The organism is Nitrospira sp. KM1 (assembly GCF_011405515.1).
Taxonomy (GTDB): domain Bacteria; phylum Nitrospirota; class Nitrospiria; order Nitrospirales; family Nitrospiraceae; genus Nitrospira_C.
Window position 1 is genome coordinate 2,654,960 of sequence record NZ_AP022671.1, and the last position, 25,715, is coordinate 2,680,674.

27 protein-coding genes and 2 tRNA genes are annotated in these 25,715 nt (G+C 55.7%); 12 read left to right on the forward strand and 17 right to left on the reverse strand.

Annotated features, from left to right (window positions below; genetic code table 11):
* Positions 1–69: 69 nt before the first annotated feature.
* The 4 genes from nuoD to W02_RS12345 are packed head-to-tail and all read right to left on the reverse strand — an operon-like array spanning position 70 to position 2,752.
* Complete coding sequence (nuoD, locus tag W02_RS12330) at positions 70–1,314, reverse strand: NADH dehydrogenase (quinone) subunit D (RefSeq protein ID WP_173048117.1); 1,245 nt, start codon at positions 1,312–1,314, stop codon at positions 70–72.
* A 14-nt stretch (positions 1,315–1,328) separates the two neighbouring features.
* Positions 1,329–1,832, reverse strand: coding sequence for an NADH-quinone oxidoreductase subunit C (locus W02_RS12335; protein WP_173048119.1), 504 nt, complete (start codon positions 1,830–1,832; stop codon positions 1,329–1,331).
* A gap of 9 nt (positions 1,833–1,841) precedes the next feature.
* Positions 1,842–2,369 carry an NADH-quinone oxidoreductase subunit B gene (locus W02_RS12340; protein ID WP_173048121.1) on the reverse strand — a complete coding sequence of 176 codons (528 nt, stop codon included), beginning with the start codon at positions 2,367–2,369 and terminating at the stop codon, positions 1,842–1,844.
* The gene (locus W02_RS12345; protein ID WP_173048123.1) at positions 2,360–2,752 is read right to left on the reverse strand and encodes an NADH-quinone oxidoreductase subunit A; all 393 of its coding nucleotides are present in this window, start codon (positions 2,750–2,752) and stop codon (positions 2,360–2,362) included. Before W02_RS12345 ends, W02_RS12340 begins: the two co-directional genes overlap by 10 nt.
* 634 nt (positions 2,753–3,386) lie before the next feature.
* On the opposite strand from W02_RS12345, the gene W02_RS12350 reads away from it, so the two are divergent.
* Positions 3,387–4,850, forward strand: coding sequence for an OmpA family protein (locus W02_RS12350; RefSeq protein WP_173048125.1), 1,464 nt, complete (start codon positions 3,387–3,389; stop codon positions 4,848–4,850).
* A gap of 101 nt (positions 4,851–4,951) precedes the next feature.
* Complete coding sequence (priA, locus tag W02_RS12355) at positions 4,952–7,255, forward strand: primosomal protein N' (RefSeq protein ID WP_173048127.1); 2,304 nt, start codon at positions 4,952–4,954, stop codon at positions 7,253–7,255.
* Here the strand turns inward: priA and W02_RS12360 are convergent, their stop codons facing one another.
* From W02_RS12360 to W02_RS12370, 3 genes are all read right to left on the reverse strand, one after another.
* A complete protein-coding gene (locus W02_RS12360; protein WP_173048129.1) occupies positions 7,256–7,687 on the reverse strand; it encodes a hypothetical protein in 432 nt (143 codons plus the stop codon).
* Between the two features lie 87 nt (positions 7,688–7,774).
* The gene (locus tag W02_RS12365) at positions 7,775–8,167 is read right to left on the reverse strand and encodes a response regulator (protein ID WP_173048131.1); all 393 of its coding nucleotides are present in this window, start codon (positions 8,165–8,167) and stop codon (positions 7,775–7,777) included.
* Positions 8,168–8,407: 240 nt separating this feature from the next.
* Positions 8,408–8,491 (reverse strand) — tRNA-Leu (locus W02_RS12370).
* A gap of 287 nt (positions 8,492–8,778) precedes the next feature.
* Between W02_RS12370 and W02_RS12375 the strand changes: the two genes are divergently transcribed.
* From W02_RS12375 to W02_RS12405, 7 genes are all read left to right on the forward strand, one after another.
* Positions 8,779–9,432, forward strand: coding sequence for an HAD family phosphatase (locus tag W02_RS12375; RefSeq protein WP_173048133.1), 654 nt, complete (start codon positions 8,779–8,781; stop codon positions 9,430–9,432).
* A gap of 98 nt (positions 9,433–9,530) precedes the next feature.
* A complete protein-coding gene (gene queE / locus W02_RS12380; protein ID WP_173048136.1) occupies positions 9,531–10,166 on the forward strand; it encodes a 7-carboxy-7-deazaguanine synthase QueE in 636 nt (211 codons plus the stop codon).
* A gap of 104 nt (positions 10,167–10,270) precedes the next feature.
* Positions 10,271–11,782: a leucyl aminopeptidase gene (locus W02_RS12385; protein ID WP_173048138.1), complete on the forward strand. Its 1,512-nt coding sequence runs from the start codon at positions 10,271–10,273 to the stop codon at positions 11,780–11,782.
* The gene (gene nagZ / locus W02_RS12390) at positions 11,783–12,910 is read left to right on the forward strand and encodes a beta-N-acetylhexosaminidase (RefSeq protein WP_232068532.1); all 1,128 of its coding nucleotides are present in this window, start codon (positions 11,783–11,785) and stop codon (positions 12,908–12,910) included.
* Between the two features lie 27 nt (positions 12,911–12,937).
* Complete coding sequence (locus tag W02_RS12395) at positions 12,938–13,324, forward strand: hypothetical protein (RefSeq protein WP_173048140.1); 387 nt, start codon at positions 12,938–12,940, stop codon at positions 13,322–13,324.
* Between the two features lie 22 nt (positions 13,325–13,346).
* Entirely contained in the window at positions 13,347–13,823 is a 477-nt protein-coding gene (locus W02_RS12400) for a phosphate-starvation-inducible PsiE family protein (RefSeq protein ID WP_173048142.1), read from the forward strand.
* Between the two features lie 124 nt (positions 13,824–13,947).
* Entirely contained in the window at positions 13,948–14,520 is a 573-nt protein-coding gene (locus tag W02_RS12405) for a hypothetical protein (protein WP_173048144.1), read from the forward strand.
* A 6-nt stretch (positions 14,521–14,526) separates the two neighbouring features.
* On the opposite strand, the gene W02_RS12410 is transcribed toward W02_RS12405, so the two are convergent.
* From W02_RS12410 to W02_RS12425, 4 genes are all read right to left on the reverse strand, one after another.
* The gene (locus W02_RS12410) at positions 14,527–16,017 is read right to left on the reverse strand and encodes an amino acid permease (protein WP_370467984.1); all 1,491 of its coding nucleotides are present in this window, start codon (positions 16,015–16,017) and stop codon (positions 14,527–14,529) included.
* 81 nt (positions 16,018–16,098) lie between these two features.
* Positions 16,099–16,842 carry a gamma-glutamyl-gamma-aminobutyrate hydrolase family protein gene (locus W02_RS12415; RefSeq protein WP_173051471.1) on the reverse strand — a complete coding sequence of 248 codons (744 nt, stop codon included), beginning with the start codon at positions 16,840–16,842 and terminating at the stop codon, positions 16,099–16,101.
* Positions 16,843–16,845: 3 nt separating this feature from the next.
* Positions 16,846–17,289 carry a hypothetical protein gene (locus W02_RS12420; protein WP_173048146.1) on the reverse strand — a complete coding sequence of 148 codons (444 nt, stop codon included), beginning with the start codon at positions 17,287–17,289 and terminating at the stop codon, positions 16,846–16,848.
* Between the two features lie 133 nt (positions 17,290–17,422).
* A complete protein-coding gene (locus W02_RS12425; RefSeq protein WP_173048148.1) occupies positions 17,423–17,887 on the reverse strand; it encodes a hypothetical protein in 465 nt (154 codons plus the stop codon).
* Between the two features lie 82 nt (positions 17,888–17,969).
* Here W02_RS12425 and W02_RS12430 point away from each other — a divergent pair, with 82 nt between their 5' ends.
* The 3 genes from W02_RS12430 to W02_RS12440 all read left to right on the forward strand — a co-directional run bounded on the left by W02_RS12430 (position 17,970) and on the right by W02_RS12440 (position 20,900).
* A complete protein-coding gene (locus W02_RS12430; protein ID WP_173048150.1) occupies positions 17,970–19,169 on the forward strand; it encodes a Xaa-Pro peptidase family protein in 1,200 nt (399 codons plus the stop codon).
* Between the two features lie 118 nt (positions 19,170–19,287).
* A complete protein-coding gene (gene tatA / locus W02_RS21885; protein ID WP_173048152.1) occupies positions 19,288–20,097 on the forward strand; it encodes a twin-arginine translocase TatA/TatE family subunit in 810 nt (269 codons plus the stop codon).
* Positions 20,094–20,900, forward strand: a complete 807-nt coding sequence (locus W02_RS12440) for a HEAT repeat domain-containing protein (protein WP_173048154.1) — start codon at positions 20,094–20,096, stop codon at positions 20,898–20,900. The genes tatA and W02_RS12440 overlap by 4 nt, the downstream gene beginning before the upstream one ends.
* On the opposite strand, the gene W02_RS12445 is transcribed toward W02_RS12440, so the two are convergent.
* From W02_RS12445 to W02_RS12470, 6 genes are all read right to left on the reverse strand, one after another.
* Positions 20,881–21,393: a PilZ domain-containing protein gene (locus W02_RS12445; RefSeq protein ID WP_173048164.1), complete on the reverse strand. Its 513-nt coding sequence runs from the start codon at positions 21,391–21,393 to the stop codon at positions 20,881–20,883. The two genes, W02_RS12440 and W02_RS12445, sit on opposite strands and share 20 nt — an antisense overlap.
* 45 nt (positions 21,394–21,438) lie before the next feature.
* On the reverse strand, positions 21,439–21,960 hold the full coding sequence (locus W02_RS12450; RefSeq protein ID WP_173048173.1) for a PilZ domain-containing protein: 522 nt from the start codon (positions 21,958–21,960) through the stop codon (positions 21,439–21,441).
* A gap of 193 nt (positions 21,961–22,153) precedes the next feature.
* Positions 22,154–23,410: an ATP-dependent Clp protease ATP-binding subunit ClpX gene (gene clpX / locus W02_RS12455; RefSeq protein ID WP_173048175.1), complete on the reverse strand. Its 1,257-nt coding sequence runs from the start codon at positions 23,408–23,410 to the stop codon at positions 22,154–22,156.
* A gap of 13 nt (positions 23,411–23,423) precedes the next feature.
* A complete protein-coding gene (clpP, locus tag W02_RS12460) occupies positions 23,424–24,056 on the reverse strand; it encodes an ATP-dependent Clp endopeptidase proteolytic subunit ClpP (protein WP_173048177.1) in 633 nt (210 codons plus the stop codon).
* Between the two features lie 56 nt (positions 24,057–24,112).
* Complete coding sequence (gene tig / locus W02_RS12465; protein ID WP_173048179.1) at positions 24,113–25,426, reverse strand: trigger factor; 1,314 nt, start codon at positions 25,424–25,426, stop codon at positions 24,113–24,115.
* 41 nt (positions 25,427–25,467) lie between these two features.
* A tRNA-Leu gene (locus W02_RS12470) sits at positions 25,468–25,550 on the reverse strand.
* Between the last annotated feature and the right edge of the window lie 165 nt (positions 25,551–25,715).

Genomic DNA, 25,715 nt, shown 5'->3' on the forward strand with positions numbered 1-25,715 from the left:
ATTCACTCCGCCTGTCATGCCCGCATGGTCTCCCTACAGGGAATACATGTGCTCCGCCGAGGATGCCCGTCATCGATCGCACTCACCCATCACGATGTCGTACGTGCCGAAGAGGGTGATGGCGTCGGCGATCATATAGCCTCTCGACATATGATCGAAGGCGCCCATGTGGATGAAAGACGGGGCACGAATTTTCAGCCGGTACGGCTTGCCTCCCCCGGCACTGACGATATAAAAACCGAGCTCCCCCTTATGAGCCTCGGTCCCGCAATAGATTTCTCCCGGAGGGGCGTTGAACCCCTGCGAGAACAATTTGAACTGTTGAATCATGGACTCGAGATTTGTGAATACACGGTCTTTGGGCGGCAACGTGACGCTCGGGACATCCGCCATGATCGGCCCGTCCTGCATTTGTTCCAGACATTGTTTGACGATCTTCACGCTCTCATACAGTTCCATGACACGGATCCAATAGCGATCGTACGTGTCGCCGTTTTTTCCAAGCGGCACATTGAACTCGCACTTGGGATAGGCGGAGTATGGTTCGGCTTTGCGGAGGTCGTAATCGACTCCGGACCCTCGCAACGTCGGACCGCTCAGCCCGAAACTCACGGCATCCTCGGCGGAAATCACAGCAACACCCTTGGTCCTGGCCAGCCAGATCCTGTTTTTCTCCAAGAAGACAATGTACTCATCGATCTTCGGAGGAAAGTAGTCCAGAAACTGCTTCAACTTGTCCAACAGCGAAGATGTGAAATCCCGTTCCACACCCCCGATGCGATACCAGCTCGTTGTCAGTCTGGCCCCGCAGAGTTCGTCGAACCAGTCCAACAAGATTTCGCGATCGCGAAAACAATAGAAAAACACCGTCATCGCGCCGATATCCAGCGCCTGTGTGCCGAGCCAGAATTGGTGGCCGATGATCCGTTGGACTTCTGCTACGATCGTCCGGAGATATTCTGCCCGCTCCGGCACGGTAATGTTCATCAGTTTCTCGACGGCTCGACAGTAGGCGAAATTGTTGTACATCGCGCAGACGTAGTCCAGGCGGTCTGTATGGGGAATAAACTGATGATAGGTTCCCTCTTCGGCCAGCTTCTCTACCCCGCGGTGCAAGAATCCCATTACGGGGGTGGACTTCACGAGCCGTTCGCCTTCCAATTCGAGGATGACTTTCAGGACTCCATGCGTGCTCGGGTGCTGCGGCCCCATGTTGAGAAGAAGCTCTTCGGTCCGAAGGGTCGGCAGCGTCTCGCTCTCCGGATGAGCCGGGTCGACTTTATAGACGGTCGTTCTTTGATCTTCGAAAGCCATCGTTCAAGCACCGATCAGCGGGATGTTTCATCGAGAAATTCGAAGGTGTCCCGCCAGCCTTTACCGCGTAGAGGGAAATCCTTTCTCAACGGATAACCTTCGGTATAGTCATCCGGCATGAGGATCCGGCGAAGATCCGGATGACGACGAAATCGAATCCCCATCATGTCGTAGACTTCCCGCTCCATAAATTCCGCGCCCATCCACAGATCCGTCAGCGAATCCACGATACAGTCCGATTCCGGCACCCGGGTTTTTAAGCGGATGCGATGGCGCTTCTTGATCGAATAGAACTCGTAGACCACTTCGAACCGTTCTTCGTCATCGGGCCAATCGACGGAGCTGACGTGAACGATATAATCGAAATCCATGGCCGGATCGTCGTGAAGAAATTGCGCCACTTCATGTAATGCCTCACGGGAGACCGTCACGGCCAAGTCACCTCGCCATTCCACGGCCTTGACGAAGCCGGTTGAAAAATTTTCCTGAAGGCGATTGGTCAATTGATCTGGGGACATAGACGATGCCTAGGCTTTGAAGCTTGGCCTCACCTGCTCGGGCTGTTTCACAAACACGCGCTTCTGCATAATTCGCTCTTGAAGCTTCAAGATTCCGTCAAACAGGGCTTCGGGCGTGGGTGGACAGCCGGGGACATAGATGTCGACCGGTACGAAACGATCCACTCCTTGCACGACACTGTAGCTGTCATAAATGTTCCCGGACGTGGCGCAAGAACCCATGGCAATCACATATTTCGGTTCCGGCATCTGATCGTAAATCTTGCGGATGACCGGTGCCATCCGCCTGCAGACGGTCCCCGCAACGATCATGAGATCGGATTGCCTGGGAGAGGCTCTGAACACTCCCGCTCCATAGCGATCCATATCGTACCGCGAAGAAACCGCGGCAATCATCTCGATAGCGCAACAGGCCAACCCGAACGTCATCGGCCACAACGAACCCTTTCGAGCCCAATTGACGGCCTTTTCCACCGTAGTCGTAATCACGTCCGGCGAGCCGTCCTTTTCCTGGCGACCGAGTTGGATTAGTCCCATTCCAGGGCCCCCTTTCGCCAGGCGTAGACGTAGGCGACGAGGAACAGCGCGATGAAGATCAGCATCTCCACCAATCCGATGACACTCACTTTATTGATATCGGTGAATACCACTGCCCAAGGGTAAAGGAAAATGACTTCAATATCGAAAATGACAAACAGCATTGCAAAGATGTAGTAGCGCACCGGGAAAGGCATTCGGGCATCGGAAAACGGCTCAGATCCGCACTCATATGCCGAAAGTTTCTCCGGTTCCGGATACTTAGGTTGAACCAAATAACTGATCAATAGGGTCACGACCCCGAATCCCAGCGCAATGAAAATGAAAAGAAGTATCGGAAAATACTTTGTCAGATACTCAAGGAGTAATTCAAAACCGCTCATGGGAAGTGCCTTTCAACGCCTTGAGTTGCAAGGAAGAACGGGATCTTAGACGGTGGGTCGTACGTATAGCAAGCGTACAAAGGACCTAGGGTCGAGACCCGAAAGTCCTAGGCTGATCGAAAGAATTTATCTTGCCATTTTGAAGCAAAAGCGAGCTTGCCGGTTGAACGTCCCCTCAGTCGCATCTCTGAATTATGCAAGAATCTTATCTGGCTGGAATTGCAGGAAAATATTCATTTAAGAACGACGCATATTCTCTGCCGGCATCCGTAAATGCCCCGGGGGTGCCTCGTCATTTTGCTGCCACTCGGATTGCAGAGGCGGCTGGGCCGTTGCCTTTTTCCGCCTATGGATTTGTGTCTCGATACGGGAGGCCCTCACGCTCGGGGATTTCTCAGGTCCGTTTGAAGGCGTACTCATGATCGATTCTTCATCCATTGGGTCGAGCGTAGCACCCGTTGTTGCCTATGGTCAATTGGGCAAGACCGCATAAACCTTGACAGTATGTGACGATTTGCTAAGGTTGCTCAAAGCAACCCTTGTCCTAACAAGAAGGACTACTACTATGATCCTGCGCTCAACCTTACATGTTGTGGTTCTGTCCGTAATGGCATTGGCTTACGCAAACTGCCAGATGGCTTGGGCTGATGATCTCGACAGCATTCGATACGGAGAATCGGTCCTCACCTATGCATCCGGATCGATTAGGCAATCGAGCCCTCAGGATGGCGTGGTCAACGTCATTACCGGAGACAATCAGACAACCGGAGACAGGATGCAGTTGGGGCAAGGTGACGTCTTGTATCTCAAATTAAGGAATCCGGGAGAGGCGTCAATAGGCGACCTTTACAGCATTTTCAAGCGAACGCGCAAGGTTTTCCATCCACAGACGAACCGATATATGGGCTATCTCGTTAACCGTCTCGCCATCGTGCGTGTGACGCAGGTGGAAAAATCGCTGAGCACGGTTCAGGTCATCAGAGCCTATGCAGCGATCTCTCCAGGCGACCCGGTGGTGAAATTCACTCTCCCTGAAGAACATCCGGCTCCTGACAGAGTCCCGGCAAAGGATGTGACGGGCATGGTCGTCGAATTGCAGGCGAACATGGGCATGACCCTCGTTGCGCAACGCAATATCGTCTACATTGATAAAGGACGAGAGGACGGGGTCCGCCCAGGGGATCAAATGGAGGTCGTTCGCTCCGGCGGTAATCTGCCTTCGCGCGTAGTGGGCCAAATCAGCATTTTGGGGACAGAGGATCATACCGCGACGGCGCTCATCACCAAATCCACCTCGCGGATCCTCAAGGGAGACCGTGTGCACCTCAAACTGCAAGGTGACGATATCGTACCGGTCTCGATGCCTTCTGAGGGATATGACTCGATTCCGTCGGTTTCCTCGGCCATGGCATCTTCTGGTGACAGGGCGGCTCATGCCAAAGGTACCGTACGGGAGACTCGTATTACACTTACCGGACTGACGAAGCAGTTGCGCTATGAATCTGGTGAGGCGACCATTCAACCGGATGGTCAAAGGGTGCTGGATCAGCTCGTGGAAAACGTGAAGGCCGCCCCGGGCGAACAAATGATTCGAGTCGAAGGGCATGCCGATGACATGGAAATTGGTCCCGCTCTCAAATCGCGCTATCCGACCAATTGGGATCTGTCCAAAGCCCGCGCGACCGGGGTTCTGAGATATCTCGTTGACAAGGGGGGCATCGACTCGGCACGAATCTCTTCCATCGGGTTTGGTGACACAAAACCGGTTGTCAGCAATGCGACGGAGCAAGGCCGTCAGCGGAACCGTCGAGTCGATGTTGTGCTGTATACTCCTGAGACCGGTAAGGGAGATGCAGAACGGTCTTCTGCGGCGGGAGATTTAAGAGACGAAGTCCAATCGAGCCATCCGGCACCGGATATCAAAGGTCTTGCCGCGCCATCCCATCAACCGGTAGCCGAACCAGCCGTCGAGTCGAAGAGCTCTGCGATTGATAGCGCCTCGATCGGATCGGATCAAATTCCAGGAGCCGGGCGAACGGTTGTCGAGCCTGCGGCTCCGGATCAGGTTTCAAATCAGCAGTCCCTCGTTCAGCCGTAGAGACTGATCCCGTTGGGAGCGTTCGCTTCCTGCGATCGCTCCACGGGCCTCTTACGACCCGCTCCATTGTTCGGTGTTTTCAAGCGCTGCTACAATGCGGCATGAACGTCAACCTGCCTTCTCCGATTTCTCAAACCGATTCTCTGTATGCCGATGTCATCGTCCCTCGTCATATGGCGGGTCCCTTTACCTACAAGGTTCCGTCCCGGCTCGCGTCGAGCATCAAGGTCGGTCACCTCGTCGTCGTCCCATTTGGAAAATCGATTTTGCACGGAGCGGTAATCGAACTGGCTCGCACGTTTTCCGGTCCAGTTGAGCACTCGAGAGTCAGAGAAGTCCAGGGATTCGTCGGCGGATCGGCCAGTGCGGAGATTCCCTCACGACTGCTTCATCTGGCAAGAGAGATATCCCACAATTATTGTGCGCCGTTGGGGCAATGCTTGCGGCTTGTCATGCCTCCGACCCATGCTTGGCCGCCTGATTCGGGACTGTTGAAACTGACTGAGAGCGGACGTGATGCTCTCAATGGGAACGGCACCCTGCCTCCTGACGAACGTATTCTCTTGAAGCGGCTTTTAAGGAAACGTGGGGGGATTAGACAGCTCACGTTGACGGGGAAAACCGGTTCAAGTGTCATGGCCACGATAGAAGGGCTGCTGTCGAAAGGTTGGATCGAGAGATCCAGAGTGCTGCCAGCTGGAGAAGACCGAGAGGACGGCCGAATCGATCGATGGACAATTGGCGGTGATGGCGGGCAGGAGACGAGAGCAGAATCGTTTCAATGGGAGCAGCGGATAAGCACTCTTCTGCTCGAGCGCCGAGCAGCCCGCATGGCGGTTCAGGCTTCCAGTCAGGATCGTATTGATGCTCTCGGACGCGCGGTAAGCATAGTTTTGGGCCAACAGCGGACCGTCATGGTCCTCGTTGGCGAGGCCAACCGAGCTGAAAGGTTGGCTGCGATGTTGTCCGCTGTCATCAAAGCGAAAGTCAATTATTTCCACAGCGGGTTACGAGAGGAACAGAGGTGCGGCATTTGGGATGAGGTCAACAGGCAGAAGGTCCCGATTGTAGTAGGGACTCGGTCAGCGCTATTTCTGCCGATGACTCAACTAGGTTTGATCTGGATTGAAGAGGACGAGGACGCGGCGTTCAAGGAACCTCAAGAGCCTCGCTACCATGCACGAGAAGTGGCCTGGATGAGGGCCAATAGCGATCAGGCGCTTCTCGTGCAAGCCTCGTTACACCTGTCTCTTGAGTCGGAGGCGCTCAGTCAAGGTGACGTGTATACTCATCCGTCTTCTGTCGCCCGACTATCGTCCATAGAAGTTGTCGATCTACGCGCTCACCCCCGAAACAAAGCACTGAGCCCCCGGATGATCGCTGCGATCGAGGAGACGATCCATCGGCAGGAGGGCGTCGTATTATTTCTCAATCGTAAGGGGTATGCAGGCGCGCTGGTCTGCGGTGAGTGCGGTCAGGTTCCTCGTTGCGCGTCCTGCAGCGTGGCGCTGACCTACTATCGGCTAGCCGGACGACTCTCATGCTCATATTGCGGCGTGCGCATCCCCATTCCCGAAACCTGCGCGGCATGCGGCGGGTCGCGTCTGCAACCAATTGGCGAGGGAACCGAGCGGGTCGAAGATGAAATCAAAGGGCGATTCCCAGGAGCGCGGGTTGTTCGGGCAGACGGCGAAACCATGCGCAAGCCGGCCCACGCCAAGGCGACATGGAGCCGCATCTCCCGGCGTGAATGGGATGTCCTCATCGGCACGCAACTCATTCTCCGAGATTCCAGATTATCTGGCGCCGGTCTTGTCGGGATCGTTCAGGCAGACAGCAGCCTCAATCGTCCTGACTTTCGCGCGGCCGAACGCACGTACCATCAATTGCTGGATGCGATCGAATTAGTCGGCCGAGACGGAGGTGGTGTAGGCCGCGTCATCATTCAATCGTACCTCCCGCACCATCATGCCATACAGTCGATTGCGCGATCCGACGGAGCGTTGTTCAAACTCGAAGAATTGTCCCATCGACAAGCGTTGATGTATCCGCCCGTCGTGCATCTGATCGCACTGCAAGTATCGGGATTGCACGGCGCAACCGTTGTAAAGGCGGCACGCGAATGGGCGAGTCGACTTCAAGAGTTTCCTCAGCCACACGAAAGAGAAGAGGGACTGGTTCCTCGCGTTGCATCAAAGACCGCTCATTCTTTCATGGTACTGGGGCCGGTGCCGTCACCCATCGCAACACTGAGAGGCCGAAGCCGATGGCAGATTCTGATCAAAACATCGGATCGAGATTACGGAGTGCAGGTCGTCCGACTCGCGACGGCCAAACTAGAGGAGGCGTATCCAGCCCGTATGGCGAAGTTTGACGTGGACGTCGATCCTGTCGAGACATGGTAATCACCGCCTGTTACGGCGGCGCGGCGGAGTCGCTGGTGGGAGAACCTCCGCTGTCGTCACAGATGCCGATGGCGTCCCTGCTCGTTTGAATAGCCCGTAGGAAAATGCCAGCCAAAATACTGAGGAAAACAGCCCGATGAGTGCGGCCGAGAGAATGGTTCCCATTTGCTCATCGGACGGCTGTTGCGTCGCCGTCCGGACCTGTATCATCGTCACGACAGGCCAGGCGAAGCTTTCCGCGCCCAGGAAGAGAGTGGACCATGCCCATACCAAGCCGGCGGTAGTGCCCTTCCAGATCAGAAATGCCGTGACGGCCGTGAATAGCAAGATGGCCAATAGCAGCGGAAAGGCATCCCATGCCAGCCAGCCGCCCACTGTGACAACAAGGCTGCCCAGCAGCGCATTGCCAAGAGAACTCCACGATATAGTCACCCATCAACTCCCGACGTGGATCATTCAGGACAGTCTGAAGTCAGTCTGAGAGCTTGTCAACGGGAGTGGAGGGCAGGGAAGCCTAAATTAGGTCTGGAGCGCCGATTCGGCTGCAGCGAGGAGAGATTTCATCTCAAACGGCTTTTGGAGAGTCCGATGCGCCCCCAACATTTTGGCCACGTCGAGGAACCCCAAGACGCCGATCATGTCGCTGCCGCCGGTGATCGCAATGATCTTCACATGCGGGGATTCGCGCCGCAGGGTGGTAATGCATTCAAGCCCGTCTTGATCCGGCATGAGAATATCGGTGATGACGAGATCGGTGGGTGCCATGCGATATTGCGTCAAGGCATCTTTCCCATTACTGGCCTCTGTTACACGATATCCCGCCTCTTCGAAGGTACTCCGGATCAACCGGCGCACCTGATCTTCGTCGTCGACAATGAGGATTGAGGGCCGAGATTCCTTTGGGAGATTCATAGCATTCATAGTGTGTGAACTGTTGTGATTGATTGCTTGGTCGAGAATGATAGTTACCGAGCACTCTAGCATCGGAGTGCGAGCCGAGCAAACAATTCACTAACTTTGGCGTGAGCCTCCTTCTCTGATGAGACTGGCACCGAGTTCTCGGAAGCTTGGGGGCATACGGTCAAGGGATCAGTCGGAGAGAGTTGGAGGTGCAAAGAGGTGCAAGATGTCTAGAGATGACCACGAAGCATTTGGTGCCGAAGGCGGGACTTGAACCCGCACGGCTTGCGCCACACGCCCCTCAAACGTGCGTGTCTGCCATTCCACCACTTCGGCATTAACGGGAGTACACCCTTGCGTGCATGGCACCCTGTTATCGTCGTCGCCTACGCACTGTTCTCCATCCCGCAATGGGGAAAATAGAACCGTCGCAGGGCGCGAGCAAGCACAAGCGACATGCTGAGGGAGCGACATTATAGAAGTACCCCAAAATCCTTGTCAATCAACAGGCTGTTCGGTAAGATTGGCGCTCGATTGCCCACACTTACAGAGCCGCTTTCAATAACGTGCAAGGGTATCACGATCTTCATCCCTCACTCGTTCGAGCCGCTACGGCGTCTTCCGTGACTTCTGTCGCGGCATTATTCGACGTAGACAACACCTTACTGCCCGGACAGGCCAGCGAAATCAGGTTTTTTCGCTATCTCTGGCGCAAAGGCTTCGTCGGGTGGCTCGAGCTCAAAAGGAGTGTGGCGTGGGTGGTCGGGAAGAGAACATTCTCCATCCATCCGCTGCGGGAAAGGAAATTGTATTTGGCCGGCAAGCATCGGTTCGAAATCGAGGCCCATGCCCGCGACTTTTTTCGAAATGAAATGGTCGGACGTGTCTCGTCGAAGGCCCGCGACCGGCTCGACGCCCATCGACAGGCCGGCCATCACCTGATCTTAGTGACGGCTGCTCCGGATTTCTTGATCATTCCTTTGGCGGAACTTCTGAACGTTCCTACGCTGTTTGCCGCCAGACTCGAACGACTCGATGGCGTCTACACGGGCCGTGTCCTTCCTCCGCTCCCTTACGGCCGCGGCAAACAGGAGTTGATCGTGGCACATGCACGCGAAAAAGACATTGATCTCAAGAATTCGTTTGCATACGGCGATAGTCCGGGAGATGTCGAGTTGCTGGAATCAGTGGGATACCCGGTCGTCGTCAATCCCATCCGGGGAATGAGACAGATCGCGAGCCGTCGGAGCTGGCCGGTTGTAGGATGGAACTCATGACGCTGAGCGTCGGCCGTGTCCTGCCCGTACAGACATCCAATTTTACTCCAGGTGATCCCCGCCTTGATTCCGGATATGATCGGCTTCGGAATTGACTCATGCGAATTACGGAAATCTTCCATAGCATTCAGGGCGAGTCATCCTATGTGGGAATGCCCTGCGTGTTCGTGCGGCTTACCGGATGCCCGCTTCGTTGCAATTGGTGTGATACGGAATATGCCTTTCATGGCGGAACAGAGTGGTCGATCGACACGTTACTCACGAAGGTGTCTTCCTACAATTGTCCCCTGGTAGAAGTGACCGGAGGAGAGCCGCTCGCGCAGCCTGAAGTGTTCCTGTTCATTACAAAGCTCTGCGACGAAGGATACACAGTATTGATTGAAACGAGCGGGGTGCTCGACATCGAACCAGTTGACAGGCGGGCGCATGTCATCCTGGATGTCAAATGTCCGGCCAGCGGGATGGCGGACCGGATGAACTGGTCGAATCTGTCCAAGCTGGAGGCAAAGGACGAGGTCAAATTCGTATTGGGAGACCGGCGTGATTACGACTGGGCACGTGATGTCATAGACCGGTTTGATCTTATCAAGCGCTGCCCCATTTTGATGAGTCCCGTCTTTGGGAGCGTTGAACCTCGGCAGCTTGCCGATTGGGTGCTGGAGGATCAACTCCCCGTGCGGTTTCAATTGCAAATTCACAAATTCATCTGGGCTCCCGACATGCGAGGGGTGTAGACCGCGGATAGGACGCCTTGCGGGAGGGGTCGCCCTGTGAATTGACGGTCTGCGTTGGTCGCGGCAGGCTCCATGATTGAGCCATGAACAAGGAGATCCGACGAATGAAGATCATGCAGGTGGAGGTCAAGGCCGGGCGAGCAGAATCTGAAGCGGCTCAAGCGATCGTATTGCTGCATTGCGAAGGCGAAGGACTGGGCAAGCAGGACGCCGCCGTCATTGATAAGGGACTCGGAGGCGCATTGCGTGAGCTGTTGCAAACCCGGGAATTCGAGGGCAAACCCCATGAAACGCTCGTCTTTCATTCGCAAGGGAAAATTCCCGCCAAGCGCATTGTCCTCGTCGGGTTGGGGGAAAAAAAGGAACTGACCCTGGATGCCATCAGGCAGGCTCTGGGGTACGCCGTCAAACGAGTCCGGCAGTGCAAGGCCGACTCTTTCACCGTGATTGCTCCTCAAGTCGCTCCGAGGGGGCATTCACTGACCGAGATGGCCCAGGCGATGGCCGAGGGCGCGATCCTCGGAAGCTACCAATTCACCGCCTACCGCAGTGACAACAGTCCGGGTAAAGACATGGCCGCGATGACGGTTCTCACATCCCAGAAAGCCACCGTCCGCCAGTTGACCGAAGGCGTCCGGCGGGGCGTGGCCACGGCCGAGGCCGCGACGTTTGTGCGAGACCTCTGTAACCATCCATCGAACGTGATGACTCCGTCGCGTATTGCGACCGAGGCCAAGTCCATCGCCAAGGAAGAGAATATCGCGCTCAAGATTCTCGAGCAAAAGGATATGGAACAGCTTGGGATGGGGGCATTGTTGGGCGTGGCCAGAGGCAGTCAGGAACCTCCCAAGTTCATCATCCTCGAGTACAACGGCGCCAGGAAGAAGGACGAACGTCCCGTCGTCCTCGTGGGGAAGACGATCACGTTTGATACGGGGGGTATCTCTCTCAAGCCGGCAGAGAACATGGAACACATGAAGGCGGACATGACGGGCGGAGCCGAGGTACTCGCGTCGATCAGAGCCGCGTCCCGACTCAAGCTTCCCATCCGTCTGGTTTCGATTTTACCGGTTGCGGAGAACATGCCGGGCGGTAAAGCGATGAAGCCGGGAGACATCGTGAAGACCCTTGCGGGAAAGACGGTGGAGGTTCAGAACACCGATGCTGAAGGCCGGTTGATATTGGCTGACGGGCTGGCCTATGCGCAGCGATATAATCCTGTCGCCCTCATCGATATCGCCACCCTGACAGGGGCCTGCGTGGTTGCGCTCGGTCAGTTCGCGATTGGAATGTTCGGGACTGACAATCGGTTGAAAGAGCAACTGCGCAAGTCCGGATTCAAATCCGGCGAACGGGTATGGGAAATGCCGCTCTGGGATGAATACTTCGAACAGCTTCGCAGCGATGTCGCGGACATGCGCAATATCGGCGGTCGTGGCGGGGGGATGATTACCGCAGCGTTGTTCTTGAGCAAGTTCGTGGGCAACTGTCCCTGGGCGCACATCGACATTGCCAGCACGGATTGGAGCGAACGGGAACGGGCCTATGTTCCGAAGGGACCGACGGGGATCGGGACTCGGCTGCTCTTGCAATACCTGATCGACAGGAGCCTCTAAGTGGCACGTCTCCAATTCAGCTCTCGCGAGAAAATCGGCCAATTGTTCATGTTCGGCTTCATGGGGACCTCGGTGGCGCCCGATCTCGCCGAATTCATCAAAGAGTATAAGCCGGGAGGGATCATTCTCTTTTCCAGGAACCTGGAATCCGTTGAGCAAATCGTGGAACTGACGAATGACTTGCAGCGGCACAGTCCGAAATCTCCGCTTTTCATTTCCATCGATCAGGAGGGTGGACGAGTGTCCCGGCTGCCGAATGGGTTTACGATTTTCCCGGCATGCGAACTCCTCGGCCGGTGCAACTCGAGCGAGTTGACGTATGCGGCGGCCGCGACGATCGCCAAGGAATTGAAGGTAGTCGGGATCAACATGAATATGGCGCCGGTATTGGATGTCAACAGCAATCCGGACAATCCGATCATCGGAGATCGGGCGTTCGGATCCACACCGGACATCGTCAGCGAGATGGCGGCGGTCATGGCCGCCGGCCTCCAAGACAATCGTGTGGTCGCGTGTGGGAAACACTTCCCCGGCCACGGGGATACGAAGGCGGATTCCCATAAAGAATTACCGGTTGTCGAAGCCGCTCACGAACGGCTGGAGGCCGTCGAACTTCCTCCGTTCCGTCGTGCCGTGGCGGCAGGGATCGCATCGATCATGACCGCCCACGTACTGTACAGAGAGCTGGATCCGCAATTGCCGGCGACCCTGTCCCATACCATCATCACCGGTTTGCTCAGGGAGGAACTTCGCTATGACGGCGTCGTACTGAGCGATGACCTCGAAATGCGAGCGATCGTCGATCACCACGGAATGGGCGACGCATCGGTTCTTGCCTTGCAGGCAGGTTGCGACACGTTATTGATCTGCAAAGAGCGTGAACGAGAAGTTGCGGCCTTTGAAGCGATTGAAAAAGCGGTATCTTCGGGAATCATTTCAACGGAGCGACTGGATCAATCGGTGGCCAGGATTCAGCGCATGAAACAACGATTTCTCATTCCCTACAAACCCGCTGTTCTTTCGGACGCCAAGTTGGTTGCGGGCTGTCGCACGCATCGAGCCTTATTGCATACTATGCTGCAGTTTAAGTCCCGGCTCGATAAGAGGGCGATTGCCAAGGCGGTGTAGCGTTGGGTGTGAGTATACGGAGGACTCATGGGAGTAAAGAAGGGCGATCTCATTGATGAGCGAAAACGGCATCCGCACGCCTGCGGGCTGGTTGTCAAAGTCATGGGCGGTGGCGCCGGGTTCGAGAAAGTCGTGTGTTGCGATCACGAGTTGACGGAAGAGGATCTGGTATCTGAGTTGGGAAGTCGAACGGGGCGCACAAAAGGAACGTTGCTTCCCGCCACCGTGATTGACGAAAAGAAGCTCTATCCGGACTCATGCGGCCTGCGGGTCATGATCATGGACGGTGGCGCCGGGTTCAAGGAGATCCGTTGCTGCGGACATTCATTGACGGCCAGTTCCGTGCGAGAGCTCAACTATGGCCAGCTCAGAGCGTCGGAACCCAAGGAAAATAGCCCCCCGGGCCACGCCTGATCGGCCGATTCGGAGGATCGCGATGCGAGATCGTAAAGAAGTCATGAAGCGTTGGTGCGGGATCATGGAGTGGCTGGACCGGCTCGGCTATTTGACCGCCGGATTCAGCTTGCTGCTCTTGGGAATGCTGATTTTTGCCCATGCCTGGTACGTGTTTGCAATCAAGGCTGGAGAATTCGGTTTGCTTCCTTCCGGCCTCAAGCTATTGAACGACCTCTTGCTCGTCATCATTCTTCTGGAGCTATTTCGGACCGTCATCCGATTTTTGCAAACCGAAGTACTGGACCTTGAGCCCTATCTTGCCGTCGGGATCATTGCTTGCACCAGACGTGTGTTGACGGCAAGCGCGGAGTTGTCACATCTACCGGCCATGAGCGAAACACAGTTCTATCAATATCTGATGGATGTCGGGCTAAACGTCATGGTGATCATGGTCTTGGTTTTGGGAGTGTTTCTGATCCGCAAACGTCCTCCCCAAACGCCCGCCCCTTCTCATTGAAGAGAATCCAATTTGCTTTCTCCCTTTGAACGGACTCTGGGGCGGTGAAGAGAGGTCGAGACTTCCCCCATCGGCTTGCCCTCTTCTCAAGTCTTGTGGCATCATGCCGTTCTTTGGAGACTGCATGGCGGCGTTGATCGAATACGTGGGCTCTGTCCATATTTACCTCGGGCCGTACCGAGGGAATCCGATCGCGTTGTATTTAAAGCGGACGGATACTAAATGCCAGATCAGTCCCAGGGTATATCCCTGGAACGACGTCATCGGGACCGGGGAAACTCCCAATAAGGCCGCAGCTGATTTTGAGGATAAATGGAAGGCAAAGGGATTGTCAGCCGAGATGTATTCTGGCCCTTCGTGGGAAGGGGGAATTAAGCCCGAGAAGCCGGCTCCTCCGAAACCTCCAGCTGCACCCAAGCCAGCTGGCGCCGCTGGCGCACAGCCATCTGCAACTCCGTCCTCTCCTGCTGCCGCTGGAAGTACTCCGACCCAGCCGATGCCTGCGGCTGCAGCGTCTCCCCCTGGACTCAAGCCGGCCGCGCCGCCTGCTGGTGTGCAACCAGGCGTCAATACAGCTTCTTCTTCGAGCTTGGAGAGCGCTCTGACTCAACCAACAACGCCCCCCGCTGCGCCGAATCCGACTCCGCCGGCTTCGCAAGCGACTGCTTCATCGAAGCCACCGGCCGATCCGGCCTAATGGACGTCACTTGGAATTCGTAGTGAGCGGGTGTCCTGCCTGAAGGTTTTCGAGGCGGCTCTTTTTCATTCCATATCCCAAGTACACCGCGATTCCAACAATCGTCCAAATTCCGAACCTCATCCACGTCAACGCCGGCAGCTGCCACATGAGTCCCAGGCAGGCCAGCATTGCGAGGATTGGTACGATTGGCATGAACGGCAGGCGAAAGGGGCGTGGGTGGTCGGGTTTCGTATAACGAAGAACGATGACACCGATGCATACGAGGACGAAGGCGAAAAACGTACCGATATTGGTCATATCGGCGGCTTCACCAATCGGAATCAGGGCGGAGAGAAAAGCCACAGCCAGGCCGGTGAGAATGGTGGCCCGATGCGGTGTGCCAAACCGCGGATGAACTGTGGAGAGGGAGGTGCCCAGGAGCCTATCTCGAGACATGGCGAAGAACACGCGAATCTGACCCAGCATCATCACGACCAAGACGCTGGTAATCCCAGCAACGGCGCCCACGGCGATGACAGCCGCTCCCCATTTAAAACCGGCGACGCGAAGCGCCTCTGCCACGGGCGCATGGATGTCGATCTGGGACACGGGTACCAAACCGGTTAGGACGGCAGCGACGGCAATGTAGAGGATGGTGCAGACGACCAGGGATCCGATGATGCCAAACGGGACGTCTCGCTTGGGGTTTTTCGCTTCTTCGGCTGCCGTGGACACTGCATCGAAGCCAATGTAGGCAAAGAAGACAATTGCAGCGGCGGCCCCGACTCCTCCGAGGCCTTGCGGCATGAAGGGGGTCCAATTGGCTGGGTCCACGGAGGTGCTGCCGATTCCGATAAAAAACGCGATGACTGCCAGCTTGATGACGACCACGATGCCTGTCACTCTGGCACTTTCTTTCACACCCACGACCAGAATGATCGTAACGAGCAGCACGATCACAGCTGCTGGAATGTTCGCGATCCCGCCCTCTGATCCGCCCGGCGGATGAGTGGCCCAGTAGGGCAATTCCAAGCCTGCGAGTTTGAGTAGATTATTGAAATACCCCGACCACCCGATCGCTACTGCCACACAAGCCACACCGTACTCGAGGATCAGATTCCATCCGGTCAGCCAGGCGAGCAATTCACCAAGCGTCGCATAGGAAAAGGTGTAGGCACTTCCTGCCACGGGAATCACGGCGGACATTTCGGCGTAACACAGCGCTGCCAGCGCGCAGGTCAGACCCGATAAAATGAAAGATAGAATAATGCCGGGGCCAGCCCCTGGGCGATGGGCATCCCCCACAATGGCCGTTCCGATCAGAACGAAAATACCGGTTCCGATGATCGCTCCTATGCCAAGACAGGTCAGGTCCCAGGCAGTCAGAGTTTTCTTGAGACGTTGGGCGGGCTGTTCCGCGTCTGCGAGGATCTGCTCGATCGATTTGGTACGGAACCATCGACCGACCAGCGAACGTCCGCTTGTTCCTTGCTGGGAAGCCGCAGCTGATCGCACGAGCACGTCAGGTTCCATACTCAATCAAGTATAGCAGCACGTCCGGATAGAGCAGTGCTGGATTGACTGGTGGTGTGGAAGTCAGGCCGCACGGTGTACACGCGCCGCGCGCAAAAAGGCTTCAAACAGACGCCGATGCGCAGGATATCGCTCGAACAGGAATTCGGGATGCCATTGAATGCCCAGGAAGAATGATCGTCCAGCCGATTCGATCGCCTCCACAATGCCATCGGGAGCCACTGCACTGGGCACCAGGGAGGGGGCGACGGTCTTGACGGACTGATGGTGGGAGCTGTTCACTCGCATCGTGACGGCTTTTACAATCCTGCCCAACAAGCTGTCATGGACAATTGCCACGTCATGGCTCAGATGGGTGGCCCGTGTCGCTTGGCGATGTTGTAACGGTGCTGCGATCTGCGAAGGGATGTCTTGGAAGAGGGTCCCTCCGAACGCGACGTTCATAGCTTGCATGCCTCCACAAATGGCGAGAACCGGCTTGTCCGAGGATCTTGCCAGGCGAAGAATGTCGAGTTCGAAATCGGTTCTTCGTTCGCTGACGATGCTGAACTTGTACCGTTGACGTTCACCGTACAGCGCCGGCTTGAGGTCCGGACCGCTTCCCGTGAGAAGCAGGCCGTCGATACCGTCGAGCAACCGTTTGCGCGAGCTGCGGTCGGCGACCAACGGGAGCACGACTGGAATGCCGCCAAGCTCTTCCACGGCCCGAACGTATCGGGCGCGGAGAAAATAGGTCGCTTCGCGGCCTCCCCAGTCCTTCCGATCACCGGCGTTAAAGTCTGGGGTCACGCCGATGAGCGGTTTCATCACTTAGCGGATAGGTTCCATTTCCGGCGTGGAAGGCGATGGAGCAGGTTCGTTATTATCGGCCACCCCCAGGAAACGGATGGGCCGGTCACCGCGGAGGTGCTCGGGAGTGATGATATACGTTCCATACATGCTAGTTGTCCAGATGCTCTTGGCTGCCTGTTCGTTCCCGCCTGAGAATGCGTAGGCGAGACCACCGACGATGCCTCCTCCGATTGCGAATACCGCCTTCAACGGAAGATAGATCAGGGTCGAAAGGCCGGCTGCGGCTCCCATCGCAGCTCCGGAAGTCGTGCCACCCTCGGATGGGTTTGTCGGCGCGGACTCCTGACTCCAAGCCTCAGGAGCCAGCAACATGGTGCAAAGCGTCAAAAGAACAGCCATGGCAATAAATCGGACGTAGGAGGTATCACCGGCAGATATGTATAATGACGAATAGCTCTTCACAGAGAGTCCTCCTTCTTCCAACGAAGCCAGGAGAGCACGGCCACGTTTCGAGCGCTCTCCCACAAATTAATATATACGTGGGTTATAGCAAATCCAGGTTTGATTGCAAACCCCCTGCCGAGAACATGATCCGTCATGAAGGACTTGTGTCTCCCGATAAAATATCCAGTTCAGATGCTACATATGATGTGATGAACGCGCTCTTATCAGGGAGCGTCTCCTCCAGCTCCTGGGAATATGTGTCGGCGATGAGACATTGGTTTTCCTGTGCGATGCCTGATTGCAACAACAGGTCAAGTTTGGTCCGGCAAACGGCTTGAATAAATAGTTCATGCGCTCTGCCGGCCAATTCCGTTCCGTCCGCTGGGATTGATCCGAACAGAACCTCTGCCAGCCATCGTCTGAAGCTGATTGAATCAACGGCACGATCGATCTGTCTTTGAGTGATTTCAATGGAAACTTGGATGCCGCCCTTCCAACTGCGTTTCTTGACGTTGTACACGCAAGCGTACGTCGACGGCTTTGTCGCCACTGGTTCAGGTCCGAAGAAGAGCGTTATTCGATATTGCGACGGTTCAGCCGGTGCATTCGATTGCATGGCAGCTATTCTAGCACGCCCATGCGGTGGTTGCCGCGTTCATTGACGGCCCCATCGACGCGACGATAAGATGCGGATTCCTATGTCGGCTGCGCATCAAGAACGAGTCGCCGCCATTCAGCGCGCGCTCCGCGAATCCTGCACGTCAGACGGATGGTTGTTCTATGATTTTCGCGGGAGCGATCCACTCGGATATCGGGTGCTTCTGCTCGATCCCGCCATACATGTGACCCGGCGCTGGTATTATTGGATCCCCGCAGAAGGTGCTCCGACGAAACTCCTTCACCGCATTGAGCCGCACGTGCTGGATGCTCTCCCCGGCGATGCCATCACGTATCTATCGTGGGACGAACAGCGCCGGTCTCTCGCCCGGATCTTGTCTGGTCACCGGATCATTTCCATGCAGTACTCGCCGTTCAATGCCGTCCCCTACGTATCACGGGTGGACGCCGGTACTGTGGAGTTGGTCAGAAGTTGTGGGGTCGAGGTGAGAACTTCGGCTGATTTGATTCAGACGTTCGAGGCCTGCTGGACCGACCAGCAGCTGGAATCCCATCAGTTTGCCGCCGCCGCCTTACGGCGTATCGTTGATGAGGCCTTCGACCATATCCGCGCCGGCGTCATCAACGGACGCAATCTGACTGAATACGGGCTTCAACAATTTATCCTCGCTCGGATCCATGCCGCCGGGATGGTGACGTCCAGCGCGCCAATTGCCGCCGTCAACGCCCATAGCGCCGATCCCCACTACGGTCCTTCGGAGGTTGGTTCCAGCGGCATCAAGCGAGATGATTTCGTCTTGATCGACCTATGGGCGAAGCAAGCTCACGCGTCATCGGTGTATGCGGACATTACGTGGACTGCCTATGCAGGTCAGCACGTTCCCCGGAAACATCAGGAGATCTTTGCAATTGTCAGGCAAGGCCGCGATGCCGCACTGACATTCGTCCAAGAAGCAGTAAAGAACGGGCGCTATCCGCTCGGATGTGAAGTGGATGACGTGTGTCGCGGGGTCATTCGGACGGCCGGGTATGGCGATCAATTTCTGCATCGGACCGGGCATTCTATCGGTGAGGAAGTGCATGGGAACGGAGCCAACATAGACGGTCTGGAAACCCAGGACGATCGCCGACTCATGGCCCGCACATGTTTTTCAATTGAACCTGGAGTCTATTTGAGGGGAGAGTTCGGCGTCAGAAGCGAGTTGGATGTCTACGTCGGCGAACGCGAAGCGCGCGTGTACGGACTGCCCCTTCAGACGGAATTGTCGCCTCTTCTCTGAATGCCTTCCGATCCAAAGCCCATTCCTTGACAGTGGCTTCCACAGGCCTTTACAGTACTCATATATGAAAAACCAATAGTATTCGGGTCGGATTTCCATAGTCAGAGAGGGTTGCGGCATGTTCGGTACAATGGGCATTTCTGAACTGATCATCATTCTTGCGATTGTCTTGATCATATTCGGAGCGGGAAAGCTGCCTCAAATCGGCGAAGGAGTTGGGAAGGCGCTTAAGGGTTTTAAGAAAGAGGTCCATGACATCCCACCTGCCGAAGTCTCGCAATCCGAGCAGAGTCAGCCGGGACCACCCCACACGCAGTCTGTCGCTGCGGCACAACCTCCTGCTCCGAACCATTCCGCCGCATCGGCGCCGAAGCCGACGGCACCCTATACCCCAGGACCCGAGTTAACCCCGGGAACGACAGCGGCTGCTGTATACAACATGGGACCCCAGCCATATCAACCGCGTTCTCAAGGATCATCCGGACAGCCCGCGGCGAATCAGAATCCTGCCGAGGCGACCTCACGACCTCTAACAATGGAGGAACGAGCGGCGACACCGAGCCCGGCCATGCGGGCGCAATATCCGCCTCTACCTGCCGGAGCGCAACAGAAGCCTGCTGCCAAACGTCCTTCGGCGGTGGTGAACAAGGATGCTGTGGCTCGGGTACAGACACAACAGGCGGCTATGAAAGCTAAATCCGCACAGCAGCAGGGAGTGTCTCCTGAGGACATGCAAGGATTAGGAGAGGGACTTGGTGATGCGCTGCGGACATTCAAGCAAGCCGTGGCAGATGTCCGAAACTCAGTTGATCCGCAAATGCGGACGATTCAGGCCGAAGTCGATGCCGCACAGAAAGAACTTCAACAGTCCATCGACGCCGCAAAAGAACTCCCTGCCGTCCATGAAGATCCTCCAAAATCGGTGTGACGGCATTGCGTAGCGCCACGCCGCGACTCGCTCTGCAACAGAGGATTGTGCTCGTCGCTGGGGTCGTACTGACACTCGCAGCGTTGTCTTGGTCTGGATGTGTTCAGGAAACACCATCTTCCGTACAGCAAACGGTTTCGACGTTGATCGGACTTCTCCATGATGCGAGCCCGGCAATGAGGCGGACCGCAGTCGAATCCCTTGGAAAGATCGGTGACCCAGCTACTGCCCTTGCGGTGATACCGCTTATTGACGATCCAAATCCGATGGTCCGGAATGCTGCAGCCAAAGCGGTGGGTCGCACCGGCTCTGGAACCATACCGGAGGTGGTGCCGCATCTTATTCGGGCCTTGGAGGACACGGAAGCGGAGGTCCGTCTCGCGGCGGCCGAGGCGCTCGGGGAACTGGAGCCTCCATTGGAGTTTCTCGGTCCGTTAGTTTCTTTATTGTCATCTCACCGCAGGGAAGTGCGAAGAGCCGCTTCCTACGCACTTATTCCGCTCGATCTGTCCTCGCGATCGGAGCAGCTCGCGGGTGCGATGCACGATCCGGATCCCGACGTTCGGCAGGCGATAGTGGCCGTACTCGGCGAAGCAGATGCAAAAGAAGCGGCGCTGCGAATACGTGAGGTCGCGCTCCATGATCCCCAGCCGGCCGTGCGCATTGAAGCGATTTACCGACTGCGGCATCTCGATGATGAAGAGACTCGTCCGGTGCTCAAGCGAATTGCAGAGACTGATCGTGCGGAAGAGGTTCGGCGATGGGCGAGATCAGAGAAAGGATCTAGGCACGGGATCGATTGAGGGCTGACACCAGATCGACGAGTTCCGTGCGCGACTTGTCATCGATCTCCGTAAATTGGACTCCCATCCCGGGAAACAAGAGAAAGCGTTCGGGTTTATTTCTGGTCCAGGCGACCTTCGCCTTCGCCTTGTGCTTTTCCCAAGGGCGGTCCGGGAGAGCAAATTCAACGGCGAGCTCAGTTCCTGGCGCCAGTGGAGTACTGCTTTCTATAAACAGGCCGCCCCCTCCGATACCTCCGGTCAGGCTGTCGAATTGCTTTCCCTCAGGCGTGGTGTATTTGACTTTGAGTGCCAACGGAGCTCTCTGATGGGCCCGGGCATGGGCATACCGCGTGTCGTCGTCTGCCGTCTGGATACGCTCAATGATTTCCAGCCACGAAACCGCGCCCAGCAACTTCCCATCCAGAGTCCACAGAGTGATCAATTCACGATCGCTGTCGATTTCCAGCGTTTTGCCCTCGTGCCCCTGTGTTTCCATAACCGGGAATTTCATATGACACGCCTCATACGGTCATGAGCGGATTGACGATCGGACGTCTCAGGCGGCTGGTTGGCCGACATGCTGAATGGCCTTGACGAGATCGAGGACACGGGTCCGAATATCGGTGGCGATCTCAGTGAAGCGTATTCCCATGCCCGGACTGAACGTATATTGGTCGGCTCGCGGACATACCCACGCGACCAATCCTTTGGCAGGAAGCCATTCGTTCGGTTTTTCAGGAAGTGAAAATTCCATCGCGAGTTTTGTCCCGACCGGTAACGGCGCGGAACTTTCAATGAACAAGCCTCCTCCGCCGATTCCGCCTGCGCGGCTTTCATAATATTGTCCTTCCGGAGTTCTGTACTTCACACGAAAGGATAGCGTCACACGGGGTTCTGTCCTGGATTCTCGTGTGGCGGGGGGTTTGCGGTAGGCAAGAATTTGGTCGATGACGAAATCCCAAGAGAGATTGCCCATCGCTTCCCCGTTAATGCCGAGAAGCGTGACAATTTCTCGCGCCGAATCCATTTCTATGGTTTTGCCCTTGTGTCTGAGACTCGACGCGACCTGGTATTTCACATGCCCCCCTGCAGACACGTACTTCCCAAGTATAGCGCAGCATTTAATGCTGTCGAGGAAAAGCGCATAGTATCAATGCTTGGGGGTTGGGGAGGATGCTGGAATGCATGTTGAAGAGGGATGCTTAGCACCCCTCTTCTGATACGGCGTAGAAAGCGGTATCGAGATGGATATATCGCGCAACAAAGCGAATTTATGCGGTTTTTGCGTCTTTGTCCTGTTCAAATATCCGTATGGGAGGATGTTTCCCTAGAATGGCGTCCTCGGTGATGAGGACCTCTTTCATTTGTTTCTGTGAGGGAGCATCGTACATCACGTCGAGCATCACCTCTTCCAAGATGGCTCTCAGACCTCTGGCGCCAGTCTTCTGAACGAATGCTTTGCGTGCGACCGCGCCGAGCGCCCCGTCGGTGAATTTCAATTTGATCTTTTCGAACGAAAGCAGCTTTTCGTATTGCTTGGTAAGAGCATTCCGCGGTTCAGTCAGAATGCGGATGAGCGCCCGCTCATCCAGTTCATCGAGGGTGGCCACAACAGGAAGCCGGCCAACAAATTCGGGAATCAGGCCGTACTTGAGAAAGTCCTCTGGTTGTACTCTCTCAAACAACTCGCCGATTCGGACTTCCCCCCTGCTGCGAATCTCTGCTCCAAACCCCATCGATTTACGGTTCAGGCGCTGTTCGATGATCTGCTCAAGGCCGACAAACGCCCCACCGCAGATGAAGAGAATATTGCCGGTATTGACCTGGATGAATTCTTGATGCGGGTGTTTCCGTCCCCCTTGAGGGGGAACGTTGGCGATGGTGCCTTCGACCAGCTTTAAGAGAGCTTGCTGGACGCCTTCTCCCGACACGTCTCGCGTGATCGAGGGACTGTCGCTTTTGCGGCTGATTTTGTCGATTTCGTCTATGTAGACGATGCCTCGTTCTGCACGTTCCACGTCGTAATCGGCCGCTTGAAGGAGCTTGAGAATAATATTCTCCACATCCTCCCCGACATAGCCCGCTTCGGTCAATGTGGTCGCGTCGGCGAGTGTGAACGGCACATCGAGATACTTCGCCAGAGTTTGTGCCAGCAAGGTCTTGCCTGTACCAGTTGGCCCCACCATGAGGATGTTGCCTTTCTGCAACTCGACGTCATCGACGTCTTTTTCTTTGGCAGAAATCCGCTTGTAATGGTTGTGGACAGCAACTGAGAGGATCCGCTTCGCCCGCTCCTGGCCGACGACATATTGGTCTAGGTGATGCTTAATTTCTGATGGTTTCTTGAGTTTGGAGGAAATTTCCTCCTTCGCTTCCTCCCAGTCCTCGGCAATAATGTCGTTACAAAGATTGACGCATTCATCGCAAATGTAGACGGTGGGACCGGCGATCAATTTACGGACCTCGTCGCGGCTTTTCCCGCAAAAAGAGCACCGAAGATGTCGGTCCATCTTTTCCTGCTTGGCCATGCGTCCTCCTGTGTTACTTATCTTTGGCCCCGTCCTTCTCTGATCCACCGACGGCTTTGAGGGTCTTGGGCGCCCTGGTTATGACTTCGTCGATCAGGCCATAGCGCTTGGCTTCCTCCCCGGACATGAAGTAATCCCGCTCTGTATCGTGGGAGATCTTTTCAATCGGCTGTCCTGTGTGCTTGGCCATGATTTCATTCAACCGTTCCCGGATCTTCAAAATCTCTCGGGCGTGGATATCGATTTCCGTGGCCTGTCCCTGAAATCCACCCAGTGGTTGATGGATCATGACGCGGGCATTCGGAAGCGCAAACCGCTTTCCCTTGGTCCCGGCGGTGAGCAGCAAGGCCCCCATACTGGCCGCCTGTCCGAGGCAAATCGTGTTGATGGGCGGCTTCACGTACTGCATCGTGTCATAGATACCCAGACCAGCCGTCACGCTTCCACCTGGTGAATTGACATAGAGGTTAATGTCCTTTTCAGGGTCTTCGGCTTCCAAGAATAACAGTTGAGCAATGATGAGGTTGGCGAAGACATCATCGATTGGCGCTCCGAGAAAGATGATCCGGTCTTTCAGCAGCCTCGAATAAATATCATACGCCCGTTCGCCCCGATTCGTCTGCTCAACGACAATAGGAACTAACATGCACGGTATCCTTTCCGCTTGTGGTGAGGCCGGCCGCCGGACCGGACGGGTCCCGACTATCCTTGAATCACGGCGTTTCGATAGACGAAATCCAACGACTTATCAGCCAGGATGCGAGCACGCAATTCCTCGATGGCATCCTGTCCACCCGATTGAATCATCTTTACCAGTTCGTTTTGGGGCATTTTTAATTCGGTCGCCAAACGATGCACTTCATGGTTCACATCATCCTGGCTCACGGTAAGCTGTTCCTTTTCCGCGATGGCCTCAAGCAGGAGCCCGACTTTGACGCGGCGACCTGCTTCTTCCCGATTTTGCTGGCGAAGCTGCTCCAGGTCTTCTGTCGCACCTCCGTCGTCGCCGCTCGCGGCTCGGCGTTGCCGCTGTTGCATATATTGCCTGATGATGGCCTCCAGTTCTCGTTCGACCAGCGTTTCAGGAAGGTCGAAGTGATGTGTCTCAACAAGCCGTTTGAGGATCGTATCTTTGTAGGAGTCCTCGATTTCCCGCTTCAGGGCCTTTTCCATTTCACTGCGAAGCCGGTCTGTCAGTTCGGTCAATGAGGCATAGGAGCCACAATCTTTCGCAAATTCATCGTCCAAGTCCGGGAGTTTCTTGATTCGTACGCCGGTAAGGAACACCGAGAATATTACTGACTTGCCTGCAACCCTGTTGTCAGGATGGCTTGTCGGATACGGCTGCGTGATTTCCACCTGGTCGCCGGAATGTTTTCCCACGAGATGTGCGTCCACATCCAATCCCAAGAGAGGAGCTTTTGATCCAACCTTGTGCAGATGGCCTTCTTTCTTGGAACCCTCGAGGGGCTGTCCGTCGAGCCGTCCTTCAATCGACAGGATGACAAAATCGCCCTCCTGGATCGTATGCCCATCGGGTGCGGCTTCGAGACGGGCGTGTTGTTCTCGCAGCACTTCCAACCCTTTTTGGATCTGATCGTCGCCGACGGAACGCTTGTCTGGCTTCAACGAAATCGGGTTGGGAGCCTTATAGTCCCTGAGTTCGATCTTGGGTTTGATTTCGACAGTCGCCGTGAACGTAAAAGGGGAATCTTTCTTGATTTTGACGCGCTCGAGCGGCGGAATATCGACCAATACCGGAGAGATACCTGCTTGGCGGACAGCCCGGCCGTAAAAATCGGGGACGATATTGCGGAGGACGTCCTCCTCTACTGACTTGGCATAACGCTGTTCCAGGAGAGCCAATGGGGCTTTACCAGGGCGGAAACCCGGCACACGGACTTGGCGATTCAACTCCTTGTAGGCCTGCACAAATCGTTGGGCAACTTCTTCCGCCGGCACTTCGATTTTCAGGGCCCGTTTCATCGGTCCCAATTCGGTCATTTCCATCTTCATGAATCGAGTCAATCCTTTGGTTCAGGGCGTGAAACGCAGTCTGGTGCGAGAGGGGGGACTTGAACCCCCACGGTTACCCACGAGATCCTAAGTCTCGCGCGTCTGCCAGTTCCGCCACTCTCGCACGGCGGGGATGTTGGACTGATGTCCTCTACACAGCAAACAGGCGAAAATACACGTTCCTATTGCTATTTTTTACCGTTGGAAGCATCCAACTGTCAACCCATACTCCTGCGGGGATTGTGGGATTGTTGGGCTTGATGTGTTGATCGATGATGCCTGAATGCAG